At 38.7% G+C, this 21,505-nt stretch carries 24 protein-coding genes; 17 read left to right on the top strand and 7 right to left on the bottom strand.

The features are described from left to right. The first annotated feature begins 64 nt into the window (after positions 1-64). The 5 genes from AAC026_RS08875 to AAC026_RS08855 all read left to right on the top strand — a co-directional run bounded on the left by AAC026_RS08875 (position 65) and on the right by AAC026_RS08855 (position 3,819). A complete protein-coding gene (locus tag AAC026_RS08875) occupies positions 65-454 on the top strand; it encodes a DUF3127 domain-containing protein (protein WP_339607777.1) in 390 nt (129 codons plus the stop codon). A 1-nt stretch (position 455) separates the two neighbouring features. Next, positions 456-1,664: an L-2-hydroxyglutarate oxidase gene (lhgO, locus tag AAC026_RS08870; RefSeq protein ID WP_339697418.1), complete on the top strand. Its 1,209-nt coding sequence runs from the start codon at positions 456-458 to the stop codon at positions 1,662-1,664. Between the two features lie 101 nt (positions 1,665-1,765). Then, the gene (locus AAC026_RS08865; protein ID WP_339697112.1) at positions 1,766-2,878 is read left to right on the top strand and encodes an acyl-CoA desaturase; all 1,113 of its coding nucleotides are present in this window, start codon (positions 1,766-1,768) and stop codon (positions 2,876-2,878) included. A gap of 84 nt (positions 2,879-2,962) precedes the next feature. Beyond that, positions 2,963-3,331 carry a DMT family protein gene (locus AAC026_RS08860; protein WP_339697110.1) on the top strand — a complete coding sequence of 123 codons (369 nt, stop codon included), beginning with the start codon at positions 2,963-2,965 and terminating at the stop codon, positions 3,329-3,331. An 11-nt stretch (positions 3,332-3,342) separates the two neighbouring features. Beyond that, positions 3,343-3,819, top strand: coding sequence for an SRPBCC family protein (locus AAC026_RS08855; RefSeq protein WP_339697108.1), 477 nt, complete (start codon positions 3,343-3,345; stop codon positions 3,817-3,819). On the opposite strand, the gene AAC026_RS08850 is transcribed toward AAC026_RS08855, so the two are convergent. Next, positions 3,816-4,781, bottom strand: a complete 966-nt coding sequence (locus tag AAC026_RS08850; protein WP_339607782.1) for an alpha/beta fold hydrolase — start codon at positions 4,779-4,781, stop codon at positions 3,816-3,818. The genes AAC026_RS08855 and AAC026_RS08850 overlap by 4 nt on opposite strands. 290 nt (positions 4,782-5,071) lie before the next feature. Here AAC026_RS08850 and AAC026_RS08845 point away from each other — a divergent pair, with 290 nt between their 5' ends. Beyond that, entirely contained in the window at positions 5,072-5,689 is a 618-nt protein-coding gene (locus AAC026_RS08845; RefSeq protein ID WP_339607783.1) for a deoxynucleoside kinase, read from the top strand. A 141-nt stretch (positions 5,690-5,830) separates the two neighbouring features. Here AAC026_RS08845 and AAC026_RS08840 read toward each other — a convergent pair whose 3' ends face one another. After that, positions 5,831-7,318 (bottom strand): YfcC family protein, encoded by a 1,488-nt coding sequence (locus tag AAC026_RS08840; protein WP_339697106.1) that lies wholly within the window; start codon positions 7,316-7,318, stop codon positions 5,831-5,833. 132 nt (positions 7,319-7,450) lie between these two features. Between AAC026_RS08840 and AAC026_RS08835 the strand changes: the two genes are divergently transcribed. The 11 genes from AAC026_RS08835 to AAC026_RS08785 all read left to right on the top strand — a co-directional run bounded on the left by AAC026_RS08835 (position 7,451) and on the right by AAC026_RS08785 (position 13,453). After that, complete coding sequence (locus AAC026_RS08835; RefSeq protein WP_339697104.1) at positions 7,451-7,645, top strand: YwbE family protein; 195 nt, start codon at positions 7,451-7,453, stop codon at positions 7,643-7,645. Next, positions 7,642-8,175 carry a GNAT family N-acetyltransferase gene (locus AAC026_RS08830; protein ID WP_339697102.1) on the top strand — a complete coding sequence of 178 codons (534 nt, stop codon included), beginning with the start codon at positions 7,642-7,644 and terminating at the stop codon, positions 8,173-8,175. Before AAC026_RS08835 ends, AAC026_RS08830 begins: the two co-directional genes overlap by 4 nt. A 43-nt stretch (positions 8,176-8,218) precedes the next feature. After that, positions 8,219-9,199, top strand: a complete 981-nt coding sequence (locus tag AAC026_RS08825; RefSeq protein ID WP_339697100.1) for an NADPH:quinone oxidoreductase family protein — start codon at positions 8,219-8,221, stop codon at positions 9,197-9,199. Positions 9,200-9,259: 60 nt separating this feature from the next. Continuing rightward, a complete protein-coding gene (locus AAC026_RS08820; RefSeq protein ID WP_339608318.1) occupies positions 9,260-9,778 on the top strand; it encodes a GNAT family N-acetyltransferase in 519 nt (172 codons plus the stop codon). After that, a complete protein-coding gene (locus AAC026_RS08815; RefSeq protein ID WP_339697098.1) occupies positions 9,765-10,220 on the top strand; it encodes a GNAT family N-acetyltransferase in 456 nt (151 codons plus the stop codon). Before AAC026_RS08820 ends, AAC026_RS08815 begins: the two co-directional genes overlap by 14 nt. 80 nt (positions 10,221-10,300) lie before the next feature. After that, on the top strand, positions 10,301-10,624 hold the full coding sequence (locus tag AAC026_RS08810) for a metalloregulator ArsR/SmtB family transcription factor (protein ID WP_062591718.1): 324 nt from the start codon (positions 10,301-10,303) through the stop codon (positions 10,622-10,624). A gap of 5 nt (positions 10,625-10,629) precedes the next feature. Continuing rightward, entirely contained in the window at positions 10,630-11,094 is a 465-nt protein-coding gene (locus tag AAC026_RS08805; protein ID WP_339697096.1) for an SRPBCC domain-containing protein, read from the top strand. Positions 11,095-11,100: 6 nt separating this feature from the next. Next, a complete protein-coding gene (locus tag AAC026_RS08800) occupies positions 11,101-11,475 on the top strand; it encodes a DoxX family protein (protein WP_339697094.1) in 375 nt (124 codons plus the stop codon). Positions 11,476-11,491: 16 nt separating this feature from the next. Next, a complete protein-coding gene (locus AAC026_RS08795) occupies positions 11,492-12,073 on the top strand; it encodes a YdeI/OmpD-associated family protein (RefSeq protein WP_339697092.1) in 582 nt (193 codons plus the stop codon). Positions 12,074-12,100: 27 nt separating this feature from the next. Beyond that, positions 12,101-12,724, top strand: a complete 624-nt coding sequence (locus tag AAC026_RS08790) for a YdeI/OmpD-associated family protein (RefSeq protein ID WP_339697416.1) — start codon at positions 12,101-12,103, stop codon at positions 12,722-12,724. 66 nt (positions 12,725-12,790) lie between these two features. Beyond that, entirely contained in the window at positions 12,791-13,453 is a 663-nt protein-coding gene (locus AAC026_RS08785) for a hypothetical protein (RefSeq protein WP_339697091.1), read from the top strand. A 3-nt stretch (positions 13,454-13,456) separates the two neighbouring features. Here the strand turns inward: AAC026_RS08785 and lpxB are convergent, their stop codons facing one another. The 5 genes from lpxB to AAC026_RS08760 form a co-directional block, all read right to left on the bottom strand. Then, the gene (gene lpxB / locus AAC026_RS08780) at positions 13,457-14,602 is read right to left on the bottom strand and encodes a lipid-A-disaccharide synthase (protein ID WP_339697089.1); all 1,146 of its coding nucleotides are present in this window, start codon (positions 14,600-14,602) and stop codon (positions 13,457-13,459) included. A gap of 138 nt (positions 14,603-14,740) precedes the next feature. Beyond that, positions 14,741-17,332, bottom strand: a complete 2,592-nt coding sequence (locus AAC026_RS08775; RefSeq protein WP_339697087.1) for a pitrilysin family protein — start codon at positions 17,330-17,332, stop codon at positions 14,741-14,743. Then, positions 17,305-17,589, bottom strand: coding sequence for a hypothetical protein (locus AAC026_RS08770; RefSeq protein ID WP_339697085.1), 285 nt, complete (start codon positions 17,587-17,589; stop codon positions 17,305-17,307). Before AAC026_RS08770 ends, AAC026_RS08775 begins: the two co-directional genes overlap by 28 nt. 167 nt (positions 17,590-17,756) lie before the next feature. Continuing rightward, the gene (locus tag AAC026_RS08765) at positions 17,757-18,092 is read right to left on the bottom strand and encodes a hypothetical protein (protein ID WP_339697083.1); all 336 of its coding nucleotides are present in this window, start codon (positions 18,090-18,092) and stop codon (positions 17,757-17,759) included. 116 nt (positions 18,093-18,208) lie between these two features. Further along, positions 18,209-21,367 carry a glycosyl hydrolase gene (locus AAC026_RS08760; RefSeq protein ID WP_339697081.1) on the bottom strand — a complete coding sequence of 1,053 codons (3,159 nt, stop codon included), beginning with the start codon at positions 21,365-21,367 and terminating at the stop codon, positions 18,209-18,211. Positions 21,368-21,505: the final 138 nt, after the last annotated feature.

Raw genomic sequence — 21,505 nt, 5'->3', positions numbered from 1 at the left:
TATAGTTTCAAATTGAATTTGCATCTTGGTCATTTAATCAATTGTTTTGAGCAAAATTTAGAAAATGGAACTCAAAGCTAAACTCCTCGAAATATTCCCTACCCAACAAGTATCTGCCTCTTTCAAAAAAAGAGAGTTTGTTGTAGAATACGCTGAAAACCCACAATACCCTGAGTATGTGAAATTTGAAGCCATCCAAGACAAGTGCGATTTACTAGATAGTTTTAAACCTAACCAGACTGTAAACGTGAGTTTCAACCTTAAAGGAAGAAAATGGACTGATGCTCAAGGTCAGGTAAAATATTTCAACTCTTTACAAGCTTGGAGAATTACTCCTGAATCTGCTGGGCAAAGTGCAGCACCACAAGCCAACGGAAATACGCCTCCCCCACCATCAGCCAACGATGAGCCAGATTGGTTAAACAGTGATAGTTCAGACGACTTACCTTTCTAAAATGAGGTACGATGTGATTGTTATTGGCGGTGGTATTGTAGGTTTAGCAACAGCCTGTCAAACCTTAAAGAAAAAGCCTAACCTTAAGCTCCTTCTTGTTGAAAAGGAAGGTGCCTTAGCAGCGCATCAAACTGGAAATAACAGTGGTGTAATTCACTCTGGCTTGTACTACAAACCCGGAAGTTTAAAAGCCACAAACTGCATTAATGGCTACCATATGCTGATTGATTTTTGCGATCAAGAAAGCATTCCTTACGAACTATGTGGGAAAATTGTGGTAGCCACTGATGACTTTCAAAAACCACTTTTAGAAAACTTATATCAGCGAGGTTTACAAAACGGCTTAGACAAAATTTCAAGAATTTCTATCGAAGAAATGAATGAAATTGAACCGCACGTAAAAGGGATTGCAGCCCTCAATGTTCCCTATACGGGCATTGTAGATTATAAACTGGTGGCCGAAAAGTACGGAGAGAAAATCAAGGAGTTGGGCGGTGAAATTCGATTGAACACCAAGGTAACCAGCATTTCCGATCAAGGTCAATATTCGAATGTTTCTACCGATGACAACTCATTTGAAGCCAAGCTTGTAATCAACTGTTGCGGTTTGTATTCCGATAAAATCGCGAGAAAAACCTCTCAAGATGTAGACTTGAAAATCATTCCTTTTAGGGGTGAGTATTTCAAACTGAAACCAGAAAAAGAGTATTTGGTAAAGCATTTGATATACCCCGTTCCCGATCCCAACTTCCCTTTCTTAGGCGTTCATTTCACAAGAATGATGAAAGGCGGAATTGAAGCGGGACCTAATGCTGTTTTGGCTTTCAGACGTGAAGGCTACAAAAAATCGCAGGTTCATTTGGGTGAATTGGCAGAGTCATTAATGTGGCCAGGCTTCCAAAAAGTTGCCATGAAATACTGGAAAACTGGTTTTGGCGAAATGTACCGTTCTTTCAGTAAAGCTGCATTCACCAAGGCTTTGCAAAAGTTGATTCCAGAAATTCAATCTGATGATTTGATTGATGGCGGTGCGGGTGTTCGTGCACAAGCCTGCGACAGAACTGGCGGTTTATTAGATGACTTCTCGATCATAGAAACTAAAAGTGCGATTAACGTATGTAATGCGCCTTCGCCAGCAGCTACCTCCTCTTTATCCATTGGTAATTCTATTTCAGACTTGGCTTTAAAGCGTTTTGACTCAGTGGATTGAAAACCAAAAATGAATTGGTTCACCGATAATCAAAACTTTGGCTGAACTTCACCAACTAAACTCAATTCGCATTACTTTTGTATCAAAGCAAAAAATCCGATATGAGTACTCCTGCTGTTAAATTCAATACCCAAGACAGACCCGAGTTTGTTACCGAACTTAGAAAAAACGTAAACGGATATTTTAAGGAAAATAACATTTCTAAGCAGGCTAATGCTACAATGAAAGTAAAAACTGCTTTCATGATTTGCTTATACTTCATTCCGCTAGCTATACTTTTATCAGGTACAGTAAACACCTTTTGGCCAATGATGGGCATTTGGTTTTTAATGAGTATGGGCATGTCGGGCATTGGTTTATCGGTAATGCACGATGCTAATCACGGAGCTTATTCTAACAAAAAAAACGTAAATCAATTTTTCGGATTCTTAGTCAACTTTTTGGGTGCGTACCATATCAACTGGAAAATTCAACACAACGTACTCCACCATTCTTTTACCAATGTAGAAGGTTTTGACGAAGACTTTGAAAATCCGGTCATGCGCTTATCACCAAGCCAGCCACGCAAAAAAGGCTATAAATTTCAGGCTTTTTACGCTCCATTTGTTTACGGATTGCTGACATTGAATTGGCTTTTCAGTAAAGATTTCAAACAGCTAATTGACTATAACAAAAAGAACTTACTAGTAGGCCAAGGCCTTACACTAAAAAAAGCCATTTGGCGCTTGAGCTTCTACAAAGTGGGATACATTGTACTTACAGTTGTTTTGCCCATCCTCATTGTAGATTTACCTTGGTGGCAAGTAATGCTCGGTTTCTTAATGATGCAGTTTATCTCTGGTCTTATTCTAGCACTTATCTTCCAGCCTGCCCATGTGATTGAAGAAACTGATTTCTTTACCCCAAATGCAGAAGGAAGTATGGAGAACAACTGGGCGATTCACCAGTTGAGAACTACTGCTAATTTTGCCAATGGCAGCCGCTGGTTTTCTTGGTATGTAGGCGGATTGAATTATCAAATCGAACATCACCTTTTCCCAAATATCTGTCACGTTCATTACCGAAACATCTCCAAAATAGTAAAGCAAACAGCCGAAAAATACGGCATTCCTTACTACCAACACAAGACTTTTTATGATGCCCTAAAGAGTCATTTCAGTCTGCTGCATGATTTAGGTACAGGAAAATACGACCAGAAATTAGCGAAGGCCTAAGTACCAAAAATAAATTTCGCTCGGGCCGTTTTTAAGCGAATAAATATTGAAGAACGATTTATACATTGAGTCAAAATTCAACTTATGAAATCGCTTCTAACAATTGGTTTATTAGTGCTCTCAAATGCATTTATGACGCTTGCTTGGTATGGTCATTTAAAATTCGCTGAATGGAAATGGTTTAGCAAACTCGGGTTGGTTTCCGTGGTTTTGATTAGCTGGGGCATAGCGCTTTTTGAATACAGTTTTCAAGTACCCGCAAACAAAATTGGATTTAAAGGAAACGGAGGTCCCTTCTCTTTAATAGAGTTGAAAGTCATTCAGGAGGTAATTACGTTAGTAGTCTTTACCGCTTTCGCTTTGGTTGTTTTTAAAACTGAAACTTTCAGGTGGAACCATGCTGTTGGCTTTGGTTTTTTAGTACTTGCAGTTTACTTTATTTTCAAAAAATAGGCTTGCTATATATGCCCGTTATTCGAATTGAAATGACAATTAACGCTCCTATTCAAAGATGTTTTGATTTATCAAGAAGTATCGACCTGCATCAGATTTCTACAAGTCAAACCAATGAAAAAGCAATTGCAGGCAAAACAGAAGGTCTAATTAACTTAAACGAAACAGTAACTTGGCAAGCGAAACACTTTGGCATCACTCAAAAACTTACCTCCCAAATTACAGTTTTCAATAGCCCACATTACTTTGTGGATGAGATGGTGAAAGGAGCTTTCAAATCATTTAAACATGAACACCATTTTGAAGAGTGCAATGGACAAACACTTGTTACAGATAAGTTTAATTATACTTCTCCATTGGGCATTCTTGGTTGGCTCTTCGACAAAATAGTTTTAGAAAAATACATGTTCAAGCTTCTCTATAAAAGAAACCAAGTCATTAAAGAATATGCCGAATCAGAAAAATGGAAGCAGGTACTTTCTGCTTAACCTTTCTCTTCATTCAAAAACTCAAGGGCTCTGAGTTCTGAATAAGTAAACTCGCTCTTAGCAAGGATGAACCCTACATGACCTCCCCTTTTTGGTGTTTCTAAATACAGGTTTGGCATTTTTTCCGCCAACTGATATGGATAGCAATCACCTTCCAATAATGGGTCGTTAAGTGCATTGATAAGCAAAATAGGCACTTCAATATTTTTAATGAAAGGGTAAGGGTCGCAGAACTCATAAAACTCCTTTGCATCCTTAAAACCATGAATGGGGCCAGAATAAAGGTTATCAAATTCCTTCAGCGTTTTTACTGTATCCATTTGGCTTACATCAATTTCAGGAAATTGTATGGCCTTCTTCTTTATCTTCTCTCTAAGTTTTACAAGGAATTTCTGTTCATACACCTTATTCACCCTAAGATTTAAAGTAGCCGCACTTTCAATCAGAGAACATGGTGCACTAATGGCCACAGCGCCTTTCACGTTTTTTGGTAACGGAAAATCCGACTCCCCCAAGTAACGTAAGGTCTGCCCACCTCCCATGCTTATTCCTACAAGGCCAATTTCTTTATAATCATACTTTTGATTTGCGTGGTCAATCACACTGCGTAAATCATAGCTGGCGGCATGATGATAAAGGATTTTCTGTCGGTTCATTTCACCACTACAGGTTCTGTTGTTCCAAGCCAAAACATCCCAACCATTTTGACCGAAAAGCTTTGCCAACCCTGTTACATAGTGTCTTCCCGAATCTCCTTCCAGTCCGTGACTCACTACTAATAAGCGGTTATTCCCTTTTCGTACCCAGTCTATATCGAGAAAGTCATCGTCAGGAGTTTCAATGCGTTCTCTTTCATAACTAACACCCGTCACCTTCCTTCTTATGCTCGGAATAATGGTTTCAAAATGACCATTGAAATAGAAAAATGGTGGACCCTGATATTGAGAAGGAAGTACAGGCATGAGGTTTTTATGAATATTTAATCGAAAAGGCAAATATCTATAATCTTGGAAGAAAAGCCCAGAATGAAAAATCTTATGGTCATAAACAATCTATAGAAAGAAGTAACACATTGTTAACCTTGCTTTTACGTCAAAGATATGTAACCATATTAACTTTAGAGAAATTAGTAATCTCTTCATATTTATTGGGTGTTTGTAAAAAAGGTCTGGTTTTCCACAGACTTTTTTTATGCGAAAAATTCTGTTCAAAAGAGGGCTAAGTCCTAACTTGCAATCATTAATTAGAATGTATGCACGTAGCAATAGCAGGAAACATTGGTTCTGGAAAAACTACATTAGCCAAGAAACTAGGTAGAGACTATAATTGGAATGTTGAACTGGAATCGGTTGAAGACAACCCCTATCTCAAGGATTTTTATGAAGATATGAGCCGATGGTCTTTTCACCTTCAGGTTTATTTTTTGAACAGTCGTTTTAAGCAAATTGCCGCTATTCAAGAATCGGTAAAAGGCACTATTCAAGACAGAACCATTTACGAAGACGCACATATTTTCGCTGCCAACCTTAAACAGTCGGGCTTTATAAGCGACAGAGATTATCAAAATTATTTGGAACTGTTCAAGTCTATGATCAAGTATGTGCAACCGCCAGACTTGTTGATTTACCTCAAAGCAGACATCCCAAAACTTGTAGGTAATATTCAAAAGCGAGGAAGAGATTATGAAGAATTGATTAGAATTGAGTATTTAAAAAACCTCAACTCTCATTATGAAAACTGGATTGGCAACTATGACATGGGCAAACTCCTGATTATTGATGTGAACAATCTTGACTTCGTTAACAAAGTAGAGGATTACTCTCTGATTGTAGAAAAAGTGAATTTAGAAATTAATGGGCTTTTTAGTTAATAGTATAGTAACACGGTGTATTGAAAAAATTACTATATTGGTGATGTAATCGCTAGAGAAACTCTACTTTTTAATTGAAACTTATTCAGTCCTGGTATTCTACCGGGACATTTTTTTTGTATCAAGCCCAAAACAGAAGGTTTAAATCAAGTAACCCACCGCCAGAATACCAATGCCGATAACGGCCATCATCAACATGGGACGCCATACAAATTTGAGCCAGATATTATAAGGCACATTTACCATACTTAATGAAGGGAGGATAATTCCAGCTGGAGTAATAAACATCATCAAGCCAAAACCGAATACATAGGCATTTACAATTTCTTCCGTAGGCACACCCACCACATTGGCCAAAGCGCCCATAATGGGCATACTTACCAAAGCCAAGCCTGATGAAGAAGAAATAAAGAAAGCCAATACAAAGAATACCAACATCAACACAGGCAAAAACACCAGCCCATCTACCCCACTCACCATATTGGAAGCATAATTCAGGATGGTACCTGAAATCTGTCCATCGTTCATCACAATGGTAATACCACGTGCCACACCAATAATTAAAGCAACTCCTAGCAAATCTTTCGCCCCAGCAATAAAGGCATTCACAAAAACATTTTCACCTAAACGAATGATGAGACCTAAAAACAAGGCACTGACCAAAAACAGAGCTGTCATTTCTTCGAACCACCAACCCAAGCTAGAAACACCATACACCATAACAATGAAGGTGAAGCCAAAAAGCACTAACAGCAGCTGAGTTTTAAAACTCAATTTTTCTACTTTATCTGTTTTCTTCAAAGTAGCAAAGGGCTGTTCAATTTCTAATTGAAACAAAAGCGACTGTTTGGGATCCTTCTTCACTTTTTCAGCATATCGCAACACATAAGTAATCACCACAATGCCTCCTAAGATGAGCATCGCCAGTCGGCTGTAAATACCCAATGTCCAACTTACACCTGCTGCATCGGAAGCAATTATGGTTTCAAATGGGTTGATCATTGCCCCCATTAAGCCAATACAAGAACCTCCATATAATGCTCCGACAGGCACAATAAGATCATAGCCAGCAGCTAAAAAAATGGGGACTAGAATTGGGTAAAAAGCGATCGTTTCTTCCTGCATTCCAAAGGTAGTTCCTCCTATCGCAACCAAAACCATCACCGCTACAATTAGCCACTTTTCTCTCCCTTTCATTTTTTCTGAAAGCGAGGCTAAGCCTCGATCAAAAGCACCAGAAGCGGTAAACACACCAATAAACCCTCCGATAATCAATACAAAAAGGATAATATCAATCGACTCGTAAATGCCTTTGATTGGGGCATACACAATGGCCATTAATCCCTGCGGACTCGATTCCATTTCGCTGTAAGTATTGGGAATGGAAACGGGCTTTCTGATTTTACCTTCCTCAAATTTAGCAAGCTCCATTTTAAGGTTTAGGCTGTCTAAAACCGATTGACTTGCTTTTAAAGAAATGGTGTTCTCTTTGCCTTCAATAATAAAGTTGCCTGCATCATAACTTAAGGTTGAAAAGCTTCCAGCTGGCATTAAAAAAGTGGCTATTGCACTTAGTACGATAATGATATAGAGTACTGTAAACGGATTGGGAAACTTGAATTTCTTCATAAAGCAAGATTAAAAGCATTAAGTTAAGGAATTTGAAGGATTGATTTTCATGCCAAAGAAATGAGGTCTGTCCAAGTTAAAATCTAAGCTACTTCGCGCTTTTCATTGTTTCGCTTTCGTTACATTTGCAAAATGGACGGAACCAACAGAGCGAACATAAAGCCAGGTATTGAGGTAAACATTGTGCTTAAACAAGACCAAAGAAGTGGGAAGTTAACCCAAGGTATTGTAAAAGATATTTTGACAAAATCTCCTAAACATACACATGGCATAAAAGTGCGTTTGGAAGACGGCCAAGTAGGGCGCGTTAAAGAAATACTCGAATGAAAACTGGAGCTGCAATTATTAGAAAGTGTGAAGCAAAAGACTTAACACAGCTAACCCAGTTTGCGCTCAAAACATTTAAAGACACATTTGAAAAAGACAACGACCCTAAAGATTTTAAAGCCTATATTGACAAGGCAATTACAGAAGAAAAATTAGGTCAAGAAATGACCCATAAAGGTTCTAGTTTTTACTTTTTAGAACTTGAGGGGCAAATAATTGGCTATATAAAGCTCAACCTCACTCCTTTCCAGTCTGACATTAACGACCCCAAAAGTTTAGAACTAGAACGAGCCTATGTGGATTTGAATTATCATGGTTTAGGTTATGGGAAAATGCTGTTCGACTTTATTATCGAACAGGCCAAATCTCATCAAATTGAATACATTTGGCTAGGAGTCTGGGAGCGAAATGCAAAAGCAATTGCCTTCTATAAACAATTAGGCTTTTATAAATTTTCAGAACACCCTTTTAAACTAGGTACTGCTCAACAGAAAGATCATTTAATGCGCTACGATTTGCCTTTGTCTTAAATCTTGGCTAATCTGAGTCAGCAAGTCTAAATTTAGAATTTGAATGATGAAAGCCCTACTCTGTCACGAATTTGGTTCTACAGAAAACCTCAAGTTAACTACCGCTGAAAGCCCAAAACCACAAAAAGGCCAACTGGTCATTTCTGTAAAAGCATGTGGAGTCAATTTTCCCGATAGTCTTATCATTCATAATAAATATCAGTTCAAACCCAATTTACCTTTTGCGCCAGGAGGCGAAGTAGCGGGCATTGTTAAAGAGATTGGTGAAGGAGTCGAACATTTGAAAGTGGGCGACCGTGTTTTCTCACTCACAGGCTGGGGAGGTTTTGCGGAAGAAGTTTTGGCTGATGGCTATAAAACCCTGCCCATTCCTGAAGGAATGGATTATATTACTGCGGCCACTACCATGTACACCTGTGGTACTTCGTTGCATGCCTTAAAACAAAGGGCTCAATTGAAAGAAGGCGAAACACTTTTAGTTTTGGGCGCAGCAGGCGGTGTAGGTTTGGCAGCCGTTCAAATAGGGAAGCTGATGGGCGCCAAAGTAATTGCTGCAGCTTCAACGGATGAAAAACTAGAACTGTGCAAAACCAAGGGAGCCGATGAAGTCATCAATTACAGTACTGAAGACCTTAGAGAAAGAATAAAAGCATTGACTGACAATCGAGGTGCAGACGTAGTTTACGACCCCGTGGGTGATCGTTTTTCAGAACCCGCAGTGCGTTCCTTGGCTTGGCAAGGGCGTTATTTGGTGGTAGGTTTTGCAGGAGGCACTCCAGCTTCCATCCCTTTAAATTTACCTCTGTTAAAAGGAGCATCTATTGTAGGAGTGTTTTGGGGAGCCTTTGCTCAGAAACAGCCAAAAGACAGCATGGCCAATTTTCAGCAGATTCTGGCATGGATCAAAAGTGGTCAGCTCAATCAGCATATTCACAAAGAATATCTTTTAAACGAAGGGGCACAAGCCATTCAAGATTTAATGGAAAGAAAAGTGATGGGTAAAAATGTGGTAGTAATTGAATAGTGCCTTTGGTATCTGAATTTAGGGATATATCCACTATCTTAAAACGATATTGTTTCGACCATGATTATTTTAGAAACCGAACGCTTGCGGCTAGAAGAAGGCACCCTCGATGATCAAGTATTTATATTCACTTTGCTGAATAGCCCCAATTGGGTCGAATTCATTGGTGATCGAGGAATTGAAACACTTCAGGATGCTGAAAACTATATTAAGAATACGTTAATCAAGAGCTATAATGAGCGTGGCTTTGGCCTTTATAAAATCATTTTAAAGCATAACGATTCCCCTATTGGGCTTTGTGGTTTTTTGCAACGTGATTATTTAGATCATCCCGACATTGGTTATGCCATTCTTCCTGAATATGAAGGAAATGGGTACACTTCTGAAGCAGCCCAAGCCGTATTAAATCATGGAAAAACTCAGCTTAAATTCAACACCATTTTAGCCATTACAAGCTCAAAGAATATTGTTTCCCAACATTTATTACAGAAAATCGGCCTGCAAAGACAGTACAACGAAAAGTATACTAAAGAAAGTGATGAACTCTTATTTTCGATAGCCAATCATGAACTCCGTTGAAATCATTAAAGCCCAAATCACGGATATTGATGATCTCAATCGAATCTCTTTCGTCTCCAAACAACATTGGGGCTACCCCCAAGAATGGATGAAGCTATGGAAAGAGGACATGCTGCTTACCAAAACTGATTTTAAAGTGCAGCACATTTATAAACTGGTATTAGAAAATAAGATCATTGGTTTTTGTGCCATTCAAGAATCAATCGAAGTTTATGATGTTACCAACCTTTGGGTTGAACCAATGTATATTGGCCATGGCTTTGGCAAACTACTCCTCTCCTTCTGTATCAAAAAAGTAGTACTCAATAACAAACCAATCGTGGTTGAAGCTGACCCTAATGCCGAAGCCTTTTATGCTAGCCAAGGTTTTACTACCTATGCTCAAAAAGAAAGCCTACCCAAAGGCAGGTTTTTACCGCTGATGAAAATGGAGCTCTCTTAATTTTCACCCTATCCATATTTTTCGTCAAAATTTGCGTAGCTAAATAACTACATATATATTTGTAGTCAAATAGCTACATAATGAATTTAAGACGAGATGTATTTCAGGCCATAGCCGACCCAACAAGAAGGGCCATTCTTGTTTTAGTGGCCTCACAGTCGATGACCGCAGGCGCCATCGCCTCAAATTTTGACACTGCTAGACCAACGGTTTCAAAGCATTTACAAATTCTAACTGAATGCGAACTTCTAGAGAAAGAGCAAATTGGACGAGAAATCAACTATCACTTGAACCCACAAAAGGTGAAAGAAATCGCAGATTTCATTGAGCCCTTCCGCAAACTTTGGGACGACCGATTCAATAAACTAGAAGCTATAATGAAACAGTATAAAACAGATAATTAAGAACCATGGAATTAAAGACAAAGATCAATGCCCAAGATGGCAAACAAGATTTAGTGATTACCCGAGAGTTTGATTTGCCTTTGGCCCTACTTTTTAAAGCTTATGAAATCCCTGAAATAGTCGAACAATGGATGGGCACAAAAGTACTGAAGCTTGAAAACAAGAACCATGGCAGTTATCAGTTTGAAACCACTGACCCTAAAGGCAATAAATACGGTTTCAATGGCACAATCCATGAATTTATTTCAAACCAAAAAATCACCCGAACATTTGAAATGGAAAGTGCCAATTTCGGAGTACAATTAGAGTTTCTGGAGTTTGAAGAGCTTACTAATAACACCAGCAAACTCACTATGCATGTGGTTTATAGATCTGTCGAAATTAGGGATCAAATACTCCAGTTGCCATTTGCTCAAGGGTTAAACATGGCCCATAATCGACTACAAGAAATTGCCAAAACTTTAAAATAAGCACACATGAAAAAAAGAAACAAAATCATTTTCTGGGTTTCTACCATTTGGCTTTCATTAGGAATGCTCTCTACAGGAATTGTACAGCTCATTAGAATGGAAGAAGAAGTAGATATGATGACTAACTTGGGTTATCCCATATACTTTTTAACCATACTCGGAATCTGGAAGATATTGGGAGTAACCGCTGTGCTTCTTCCCAAATTTCCATTAATTAAAGAATGGGCTTATGCAGGCTTTTTCTTTACCATGTCAGGTGCAGTAATTTCACATATCGCTGTCGGAGGTAGTGCTAAAGAGCTTTTTGGGCCTATATTACTCATAGTACTAACCGTAATTTCTTGGTATTTTAGGCCAGCAGAAAGAAAAATTGTTTCTTGAATTCTAAACTAAAATTATGAATCCCGAAGTCGATTGGTTTTTCGAAAAAGACACAAAATGGAAAGCTGAATACACCCACTTGAGATCCATCGCTCTCGATTGTGGCCTAACGGAAGAGTTGAAATGGGGATGTCCTTGTTATACATTTAAGGGTAACAACATTGTTTTGATCCATGGATTTAAAGAGTACTGTGCCTATTTATTTCACAAAGGAGTGTTACTAAAGGACACTGAGAATATTCTCATTCAACAAACAGAAAATGTTCAATCAGCACGCCAAATTCGTTTTACTACCCTTCAGGAAATAGCTACAATGGAAGCTATACTGAAAGCGTACATTTATGAGGCGATTGAAGTAGAAAAAGCTGGTTTGAAAGTGGAATTAAAGGAGACTTCTGAATTTAATATGCCAGAAGAGTTCAAAAGAGCATTAAATGAAAACTCCGATTTAAAAGCTGCTTTTGAGGCACTAACTCCAGGGCGTCAAAGAGGGTACCTCCTTCACTTTTCTCAACCCAAACAGTCTAAAACCCGCGAATCAAGAATTGAGAAAAGTATTCCATTGATTTTCGAAGGCAAAGGGCTCAATGATCATTAATTTCTAATGGCTCAACAGATGAACAGTATGACCACCGATGTTGATTTATATTTTACAGAAGGCTGTGGCCGTTGCCCACTAGGAGGCACTCCCGATTGCAAAGTCAATTTTTGGCCGCAAGAACTGAAACAGTTGAGAAGAATAATGATTGAATGTGGTCTAACGGAAGAATCGAAATGGGGTGTTCCGTGTTATACATTTCAGGGAAATAACATTGGAGTAGTGAGTGCATTTAAAGAATATGCTTCACTTAGCTTTTTTAAAGGGGCATTGCTCGAAGATGCGAATGGCATTTTAGATAAGCCCGGAGAAAATACCCAGGCTGCTCGTCTAATAAAATTCACCAATGCACGTCAAATCATGGAGATGGAGTCCGTTTTAAAGGCTTATATCTATGAAGCGATTGAAGTAGAAAATGCTGGACTGAAAGTTCCTCTAAAGGAGACCTCTGAATTTAACATACCTGAAGAATTTCAGAGGGCATTACATGAAAACCCTCAATTAAAAGCTGCCTTTGAGGCTTTAACTCCGGGCCGACAAAGAGGATATTTACTCCATTTCTCTCAACCCAAACAATCCAAAACCCGTGAGTCGAGAATAGAGAAATGTACTCCAAAAATACTCAAAGGAAGGGGATTGAATGATTGGTAAATTTCGGTTATTCATAAAATGAACACCCTTACCTCAAAACATTAATTCCAAAACATCTTTACTATTATGGCTGAATTTAGTACTAAAGTTGACTTCGATAGAGTCATCAAAAACATCTGGGAAGATGAAAGTTTTAAGGATATTGAGCTTTTAAAAAGAGGATTCGCAATTCAAGACATTATTCTAAAGGACGCTTTAATGTTCATTGGAATAAACCCCTCTTATGATGGTAATCCAGGTAACACCTACTATAACCACTCTCATGGTCAGGAGCACAGATATTTTAAAAAATTCGTCAATATAACCAAAGAAGTTAACTCTAAAAAAGACCTGTCGAAAGAAGCCAAACTGGATTGGACTCACCTTGATTTATTATTTATCAGGGAAACATCTCAAAGTCTAGTTCGCCAATTGTATGAAAAAGAAAAGCTTTTCTTGGATGAGCAGTTGAAAATTTCTAAACAAATATTAATTGAGGCTCAACCTAAAATCATTGTTGTCAACAATACTTTTGCCAGAGATTTACTTAAGTCTGAAAAACACTCAACCCCGAAGTTTGAATTTAATTTTGATCCTGAATTAGGAACAGAAAAAATTATCTCCCCAGTGCAACTAAAGGATTGCCCTGTTTTTTTCACAAGTATGCTAACAGGTCAAAGAGCTTTGGATTTGGGGTCGTATGCCAGATTAGTTTGGCATATCGAATATGTGCTGAAGAAAATATCGTAGCTATTAACTTTGTGGTTTAACGGTTTTCTTTCTTGAAACATCCTCCCACATCAGCTCAGCAGTTCGGGCTGAAGCTCCTGGGCCACCCATCTTGACTTCTAGCTCATTATAATCTTTTAGCATCTGCGCCCTCTTCTCCCCTTTTAAAATCAGGTTCAGCTCTTTGACCATTCGTTTTTCATTAAGGTCGCCTTCAATTAGCTCTTGCACGGCCATTCGGTCTAAAATCAAATTGACCATACAGATGTACTTGATCTTGACAATTCGTGACAACAACTTATAGGTCACGTAACCAGGTTTATAACACACCACCTGTGGCACACGGAATAAAGCTGTTTCTAAAGTGGCTGTTCCAGAAGTTACCAATGCAGCTGTTGCGTTATTTAGAATGTCATAAGTGCGATTGAAAATGATTGGCACATCAGTATCTAAATAGTTTTTGTAGAAACTCAAGTCAAGGGTTTCGGAGCCTGCTATAACAAACTGATAATCTGGAAAATGATTAATCACTTTCAGCATGGCTGGTAGCTTGGTCTTGATTTCCTGCTTTCTACTTCCGGGTAAAAGCGCAATCACTGGCTTTTCAGAAAGGTTGAATTCCTTTTTCAGTTCTTTAAAATTGACGAGACTAGGTTTACGCTGTTCCATGGCATCCAAAATCGGATGCCCAACATAATCTACTTCGTAACCATAGGATTTATAAAATTCCTTTTCAAACGGAAGTATGGCAAAAATTCGGTGACACCACTGATGAATGGTGTGTACACGTTTTTGTTTCCATGCCCAAGCCTGTGGTAGAATGTAATAATATATTCTAGTGTGGAGTTTAGATAATTTTACATACTTGGCTATCCGTAAATTGAAGCCCGAATTATCGATTAAAATCAATACATCGGGTTTAAAAGCCATAATATCATTTTCGCAGAGGGTGAAATTCTTCTTGATGGTTCTAATGTTCCAGAGCACATTAAATATTCCCATAAATGAAGAATCCTTAAAATGTCGAACCATTTCATTGGTTTCCGCCTGCATTTTATCACCACCCCAAACCCTAAAGAAAGCATCGGAATCGCGTTGTTTCAGCTGCTTCATTAAATTGGCAGCATGCATATCGCCCGAGGCCTCTCCTGCTATGATATAGTATTTCATATTTCGGTTCGAAGTTCTATGTTCTTAGGCAATTATCAAATGTTATTGTTGATAGGAACAAAGAAATCTGAAATAGTATTCAACAAAAAAGGGCTCACAAAATTAATTTGCGAGCCCTTTCCATTATGTTAATGAAGTTTACTTCTTCTTAAGTTCCAACTTTTCATCTTTCGGGTTTACTACAATTGGCTTCCCTAAACCTGTATTGTTCAAAAGGTTCAACTGTGTTTTACCATCACCTACAACCACATAGAACAGCTTGTCAGGGTCCATGTATTCTCCTATTATTTTTTGAGCATCTTCAGAGGTCATAGACTTCAATTTACTCTCATCTCTTTTTATATAATCCATTGGAAGGTCATAAGTTGAGATATTCTGAAGAATGCCTACCAAGCCTCCAAGGGTTTCATATGATTGAGTGTTGCTTCTTAAAATTGAAGTTCCGGTGTTTTCCATATCTTCTTGGGTGAAGTTCTTTCCGTAGTTATCAAGAATTTCCTTGAAAAGGTCAACTGACTCTTTTGTTACATTGCTTCTTACACTTGAAGAGGCAGTAAATGGAGCACCATTCATGTTTCTGCTGAAACCAGAGTAAGCTCCATAAGTATATCCTTTTTCTAGTCTTAGCTGCTTAAACAACATAGAGCCAGAGCCGTCTCCTAAACGGTAGTTGGCTACTTCTGCAGCAGCAAAGTCTTCATTATCGCCATTCATGCTAATAGAACCAATGTTAATTACAGATTGCTTAGCATCTGGATAATCTACAAAGTAGATTCTTGAGCCTTCATTTGCCGATTGAATTTCATATTCTGGGAAAGTAACTTCTTTAGCTTCCCATTTATCAAATCGATTTAAAGAAGTAGTTACGGTTGCTTTGTCTAAAGCTCCCACAAAATGGAAAGAGGCCAATGATGGAGAGAAGTTCTTGTTGTAATAGTCCTTCAAGTCATCCAAAGTAATATTATTTACAGTTTCTGCTGTTCCAGAGGTTGGGTAAGCGAAAATGTGATCTTTACCATATAGTACCTTGTTGAAAACATTAGAAGCAATCGCATTAGGGTTTGCTGCGCTCTGCTGAATTGAGTTCAAGGCTGAGCTTTTTACTCTGTCAAATTCTGCTTCGTCCCATCTAGGCTCGAAAAGGATTTCCTCCACTAGGTCTAATACTTTATCATAATTCTTGGCTAATGAGTTACCACTGATGGTAATATACTCTTTTGAAGCAAAAACACTGATTCTAGCACCTAACTGACCTATGGCCTCTTGTAATTCTTGAGGTGTTTTGTTAGCAGTTCCTTCCATCATCATGTTATCGAGCAAAGCTGCAGTTCCTATTTTACTAGGGTCATCTAAAAACATCCCTCCTTTTATTCTAAGGCTAAATTGTACCATTGGCAATTCATCTTGGAAAATATGGAACACCTTCATCCCGTTAGCTAGTTTATCACTATTAATCGCAGGTGGATCAAAACTAAGTGTACCTTTTAATGGAGGTGCAACGCTACGGTCGATTCTTGAAGCGGTTTTCTCAAATGTTACACCTTGGTCATAAGGATTAGCTTCAGCTCCTTGTACTATGGCTTCTTCCACTACAGATGCTTTTTCAGAACCTTCTAAAACCAATTCTTTTTGTCCTACTGGCACAAAACTGGTAGCTAGGTAATTCTTGTCTTTAATGTATTTGTTGTACACTCGCATAATATCCTCACGCGTGATATTTTGTGATTTCTCTAGGTCTTCAACAATAAAACCTGGATCGCCAGCAAAAGTATTGTAGTTGGCTAAAGAAGATGCCTTACCAAATACACTTGACATACCATTATAGAAACCTGTTTCTTGACCAATTTTAATTCGAGCCAAGTCTGCATCAGAAAATCCTTCTGATTCAAATCTTTCTAGGCCTTCAAAAATAGCAGCTCTTAAATCATTCAAATTCACACCGTCAAAAGCTCTTGAACCGATTGCAAAAGTTCCTGCGATTTCTGCAGATGAGTTATAAGCAAAAACTCTTGGAGCCAACTTCTTCTCTTCTACTATTACCTTATACAAGGCCGATTTTTTCCCGTCAGTTAACACTTGACCAAGCATGTTTAACGCCCAAGAATCTGGGTGATATTGCTCTACTGTTGGCCATGTCATTTCTAAGTCTGGAAGATTTGCAAATTTATCTTCGTGATAAAACAACTTGGTTTGATCAAGTACTGCTGGCTGTGGCTTAATGGTTTCTATTTCTTCTCTTGGCTCTAACTCACCAAAGTATTTTTCAACTAGCGTTTTAACCTCTGCTTCATCAACATCACCTGCGATTACAAGAGTGGCGTTATTTGGGCCATACCATTTATTATAGAATTCTTTAACATCTGCTACGGTGGCATTTTGTAAATCTTCTAAACTTCCAATCACGCTCCAGCTATATGGGTGGCCTTCAGGATAAAGGTTTTTAAGCTTGACATATGACTTATGGCCATAAGGGTTATTGTCAACACCTTGCCTTTTTTCATTCTTTACAACTTGTTTTTCGTTTTCAAGTCCCCAATCAGATATGGTATTGATAAAAAATCCCATCCTGTCTGATTCCATCCAAAGTACTTTTTCAAGGGCATCGCTCGGAACGGTTTCATAATAGATGGTACCATCCGTCCAAGTTCCTCCGTTAAAGGTTCCTCCTAAATCGTTAATGTTTTTAATGAAGTTTCCGGCTCCTACGTTTTCAGAGTTCTGAAAAAGCATGGCTCGAAAAAGTGAGCGAAACCTGTTTTACCCGGTTTTTCACGATTAGAACCTACATGGTACAATACGGCTACTGCTACTTTGGGGTCAGAGACATCTTTGTGAACCACTACCTCTAAACCATTGTCTAGGGTATATTTATCATAGTTCAATTTAAATTCCGCGCTCTCTTTTTCTTCTCCACCTCCTGTACATGAAGAGATGATGAATGCGAGCGACAAGAATGCTACAAGTCGATTTTTTAATAAGGCTTTCATAGAGTAAGTTAATTTCAGAAAATAAAGCTACTAATTTAAACTACCAGTAATCAAGTGATTTAACGGTGATCGGTAGTTTTGTATAAATATAAACATTAGATAGAACAAAAAAGACCAAGATTAAACTTGGCCTTTGGATAGTATAATTTCAGAAAGCGGAGACTTATTTACTTTACCGCAATAGTTTTAGCCCATACTATTGGAAGAGTTGGCCTATTTTTCTTCATCCACCAAACGGCATAATCTGCACCTGATTTTGAGTAATAGGTTTCGATGTATACATAATACTTCTTTTCAGCATCATCATAAAAAACGCCAGCATCCTTATAGTTTGGTTTCATCTTTTTAAGCAAATCATCTGCGTTGCTTTTAGCAGGGTACTGTCCAACTACAATTATAAAATTTTCAGCAACGGTTGTTTCTGTCGGTTGACCATCAGCAGCATTGGTGGCAAGAGGAGAAATTAGCCCCAAACACAGCATTAGCATTAATATCTTTTTCATAAGCATCGTTTTCTTTCGATAAAAATAATTATTTCAAAAATTAATAAAAAAACCCGTCAATAAATAACGGGTTAATTTTTTAATTATGGAATTGAGTAGTAAAACTACCTACTCCTTTACTTCTTTTTTATTACAATAGCATCTACAGATTTCTGTTTCACCAATTCATTAAATGCTGGTAAGTCGTTCTGCATAATGGTTTTTAGTTTTGCTAACTCGGCATCAATTTGCTTGGTGAGTTCAATTCGAACTGTCTCAGCCTGAGCTGTTGGTGCGTAATGGCCGCTCCCTACTACTCCATTTAATGCCGCAAGTTTGTTATTCAACCTAATTGGGAAGTTCAATGGATCTTGCCCTGACTCATTCTTAGTTTGATACAAAGCTTCTTCAATCACAGTCATTTTTTCCATCAAGGCTTTACCAGCATCTACCACTTCTTTGAAACGATCTTCGCCTTTGATTTTAGACATTAGGTCATTCATCTGTGATCTTGTTTCTCTAATATCTTTGATCGCTCTGTGCGTTTCGGTCAGTTTATCTCTAACAGTAATTAAGAAATCAAACTGGCGAACCAATTCTGCATCGGTTGACCCATAACGAGGGTCTGCCAAGAGTTTAAAGTTCTGTTCTTGGGTGTCATCTCCTACAATCAGTTTTGCAGTATATTCTCCTGGAGGCGCCATTGGACCACGAAGTGAGGCTGCCCACATAATGTTTCCATCAAAATTTTCTGCATTCTCAAACATCATGTTCCAGTTGTAAGAATTCAGACCTGCTTCTGGCTTAAGGACAGAGGTTTCTATTTTTTCACCGTTACGGTAAATCTCCATAGAAACTTTTGTGCCTTTTGCGGGAGCTTCTTTCATATTGTAATAAATTACTGCTCCACCTGGCTTGTTTTCGCCATACAGTAGATTGGCATCACCACCTGATCCGCCTCCTCTACCAAATCGGAAACCTCCACCAATTCTATAAGCATCCATTGGCTTAAACATATGAACTGATTTTGAAGCGACTTCATCAGAAAGCTGGTGAATAATGGTCAAATCATCGATCATCCAAAATGCTCTACCTTGGGTAGCAGCAATAAGGTTATCATCTTTAATGGTAAGGTCCGTTATAGGAACAATTGGCAAGTTCATTTGGAATGGTTTCCATGAGTTTCCATCATCAAATGAAATAAACATACCACGCTCTGTTCCTGCATAAAGTAACCCTGCTCGTTTAGGATCGGCTCTGACTACTCTTGTAAAGTAATCGTTTGGAATACCTGTGGTTATTTTCGTCCAAGTTTTACCGTAATCTTTTGTTCTGTATAGGTAAGGCTCATAATCACCTAATTTATATTGAGTTCCAGCCACATAAGCGCCACCTTTTACAAATGGGTCGGCATCAATGCTGTTGATCATTAAATACTTAGGCATATCTGGCGAAGTTACATTCTCCCAGTTTTTACCTCCATCTCTGGTTACGTGAATTAGTCCATCATCAGACCCCGTCCAAATCAAGTCGTTTTCGTATGGCGATTCTGTTACTGCAAATATGGTTGCGTAATACTCTACTGAAGTATCGTCATACGTAATAGGCCCACCTGATTTACCCAATTTATCTGGTTCAGCTCTAGTCAAGTCTGGGCTAATTAACTCCCAGCTCTGCCCCTCATTTGTAGAGGCATGTAAATGGTTAGAAGCCGTATAAAGCTTATTCGGGTTATTTGGAGAGAATACAATTGGGAAGTTCCACTGGAAACGGTATTTGTAATCTTCTGCACCGTGTCCCATTGGGTTATCTGGCCAAGCATTGATATTTCTACTAATTCCTTTGGCATGGTCTTGGCGAATTAAAAGTCCTCCATAACTACCTCCATAAACAATCTCTGGATTCTTTGGGTCTGGAGCCAAGTGCGCACTTTCTCCCCCCGCAGTGCTTTCCCAATCGTTGTCGGTAATTGCTCCTCCAAATGACCTATGATTAATCCTTACTGTAGAGTTATCTTGCTGTGCTCCATAAATTCTGTAAGGAAAATGATTATCGGTTACTACTCTATAAAATTGGGCTGTTGGCTGATTATTATCAGTAGACCAATCATCTCCTCCATTGAAAGAAACTTGCGCTCCTCCATCATCAGCAATGGCTAATCTTTGGTTGTCCTCAGGAGCAATCCATAAATCATGGTGATCACCATGCGGTGCGTTTCTACCTCTAAAAGTTCTTCCTCCATCCGTTGAAGTATGATAGGCTACGTTCAATACATATAGTTTATCAACATCCTTTGTATCAGCATAAATTCTAGTGTAATACCAAGCTCTCTGGCGTAAGCCTCTGTCTGAGTTTACTTTTCTCCATGTTTCGCCAGCGTCATCAGAGCGGTAGACTCCACCATCGTTAGCTTCAATCATTGCATACACACGACTTGGGTCTACTGGAGAAATAGCAACCCCACTAATTCCAATTGGGCCTTTTGGCATTCCTTGGTTTTCTATAATGTTTGTCCAAGTTTCACCACCATCGGTTGATTTAAAAATAGCAGATCCTTCTCCTCCTGAAGTTAGGCTGTATGGAGTTCTTCTTACTCTCCAAGTACTCGCCATCATAAAATCAGGATTGTTCGGGTCAAGACTAATGTCTACAGCACCTGCATCTTTGTTTGTAAATAAAACTCGCTTCCAGTTTTTACCACCATCGGTAGTTTTATAAACACCTCTGGTTTCAGAAGACTTAAACAAATCTCCCATAACAGCTACCCATACGATGTCCGCATTTTCTGGATGAATCTTGATTCGCCCAACGTGCATTCCGTCTTTTAAGCCTACATTCTGCCATGTCTTACCAGCATCTGTAGATTTCCACATTCCTTCAAAACCTGAAGAAACATTACCTCGAACTGTTTGTTCACCTTGGCCTACGTAAATCACCTTATTGTCTGATTCACTTACAGCCACAGCTCCGATTGAGCCTCCGAAATAACCATCGGAAATGTTAGCCCAAGTATCGCCACCATTCTCTGTTCTCCATACTCCACCTCCAGTGGCTCCCATATAATACAAGTTGGGTTTACCAGATACACCCGTAACAGTGGATGCTCTACCTCCTCGGAAGGGACCTATGGAGCGCCATTGAATGTCGTTGAAAATTTTTGCCTGAAGATCTTGTTTAGGCGGTGGTGGCGGGCTGTTCCTTCGGTTTCTTTGCGCTTGAGTATCAAAGGCAAAAAGTACCAAACCGATCAGAATCAACAAGCCAAAATGGTTGATAGTAGTTTTTAATCTGTTCATAGTTGTGGTTTTTGGTCTCCGTCAGATAATTTGACGGTTTACTCATGAGCAAAAGATAAAAACAACTAATGAAAAACGGGGGCGTAAATTCACATTTTATATGAATGGAGGTTTATTGGCACTTCTATTTCTATACGA

It is taken from the genome of uncultured Roseivirga sp. (genome assembly GCF_963973945.1).
Classification (GTDB): domain Bacteria; phylum Bacteroidota; class Bacteroidia; order Cytophagales; family Cyclobacteriaceae; genus Roseivirga.
Note: the sequence above shows the minus strand (reverse complement) of the source record. Positions and strands in the feature narration are given on the sequence as shown.

Excerpts from the sequence above, each read along its gene's own strand:
- AAC026_RS08875 (WP_339607777.1), top strand. The coding sequence starts at position 65 with ATGGAACTCAAAGCTAAACTCCTCGAAATATTCCCTACCCAACAAGTA.
- lhgO (WP_339697418.1), top strand. The coding sequence starts at position 456 with ATGAGGTACGATGTGATTGTTATTGGCGGTGGTATTGTAGGTTTAGCA.
- AAC026_RS08865 (WP_339697112.1), top strand. The coding sequence starts at position 1,766 with ATGAGTACTCCTGCTGTTAAATTCAATACCCAAGACAGACCCGAGTTT.
- AAC026_RS08860 (WP_339697110.1), top strand. The coding sequence starts at position 2,963 with ATGAAATCGCTTCTAACAATTGGTTTATTAGTGCTCTCAAATGCATTT.
- AAC026_RS08855 (WP_339697108.1), top strand. The coding sequence starts at position 3,343 with ATGCCCGTTATTCGAATTGAAATGACAATTAACGCTCCTATTCAAAGA.
- AAC026_RS08850 (WP_339607782.1), bottom strand. The coding sequence starts at position 4,781 with ATGCCTGTACTTCCTTCTCAATATCAGGGTCCACCATTTTTCTATTTC.
- AAC026_RS08845 (WP_339607783.1), top strand. The coding sequence starts at position 5,072 with ATGCACGTAGCAATAGCAGGAAACATTGGTTCTGGAAAAACTACATTA.
- AAC026_RS08840 (WP_339697106.1), bottom strand. The coding sequence starts at position 7,318 with ATGAAGAAATTCAAGTTTCCCAATCCGTTTACAGTACTCTATATCATT.
- AAC026_RS08835 (WP_339697104.1), top strand. The coding sequence starts at position 7,451 with ATGGACGGAACCAACAGAGCGAACATAAAGCCAGGTATTGAGGTAAAC.
- AAC026_RS08830 (WP_339697102.1), top strand. The coding sequence starts at position 7,642 with ATGAAAACTGGAGCTGCAATTATTAGAAAGTGTGAAGCAAAAGACTTA.
- AAC026_RS08825 (WP_339697100.1), top strand. The coding sequence starts at position 8,219 with ATGATGAAAGCCCTACTCTGTCACGAATTTGGTTCTACAGAAAACCTC.
- AAC026_RS08820 (WP_339608318.1), top strand. The coding sequence starts at position 9,260 with ATGATTATTTTAGAAACCGAACGCTTGCGGCTAGAAGAAGGCACCCTC.
- AAC026_RS08815 (WP_339697098.1), top strand. The coding sequence starts at position 9,765 with ATGAACTCCGTTGAAATCATTAAAGCCCAAATCACGGATATTGATGAT.
- AAC026_RS08810 (WP_062591718.1), top strand. The coding sequence starts at position 10,301 with ATGAATTTAAGACGAGATGTATTTCAGGCCATAGCCGACCCAACAAGA.
- AAC026_RS08805 (WP_339697096.1), top strand. The coding sequence starts at position 10,630 with ATGGAATTAAAGACAAAGATCAATGCCCAAGATGGCAAACAAGATTTA.
- AAC026_RS08800 (WP_339697094.1), top strand. The coding sequence starts at position 11,101 with ATGAAAAAAAGAAACAAAATCATTTTCTGGGTTTCTACCATTTGGCTT.
- AAC026_RS08795 (WP_339697092.1), top strand. The coding sequence starts at position 11,492 with ATGAATCCCGAAGTCGATTGGTTTTTCGAAAAAGACACAAAATGGAAA.
- AAC026_RS08790 (WP_339697416.1), top strand. The coding sequence starts at position 12,101 with ATGACCACCGATGTTGATTTATATTTTACAGAAGGCTGTGGCCGTTGC.
- AAC026_RS08785 (WP_339697091.1), top strand. The coding sequence starts at position 12,791 with ATGGCTGAATTTAGTACTAAAGTTGACTTCGATAGAGTCATCAAAAAC.
- lpxB (WP_339697089.1), bottom strand. The coding sequence starts at position 14,602 with ATGAAATACTATATCATAGCAGGAGAGGCCTCGGGCGATATGCATGCT.
- AAC026_RS08775 (WP_339697087.1), bottom strand. The coding sequence starts at position 17,332 with ATGCTTTTTCAGAACTCTGAAAACGTAGGAGCCGGAAACTTCATTAAA.
- AAC026_RS08770 (WP_339697085.1), bottom strand. The coding sequence starts at position 17,589 with ATGAAAGCCTTATTAAAAAATCGACTTGTAGCATTCTTGTCGCTCGCA.
- AAC026_RS08765 (WP_339697083.1), bottom strand. The coding sequence starts at position 18,092 with ATGAAAAAGATATTAATGCTAATGCTGTGTTTGGGGCTAATTTCTCCT.
- AAC026_RS08760 (WP_339697081.1), bottom strand. The coding sequence starts at position 21,367 with ATGAACAGATTAAAAACTACTATCAACCATTTTGGCTTGTTGATTCTG.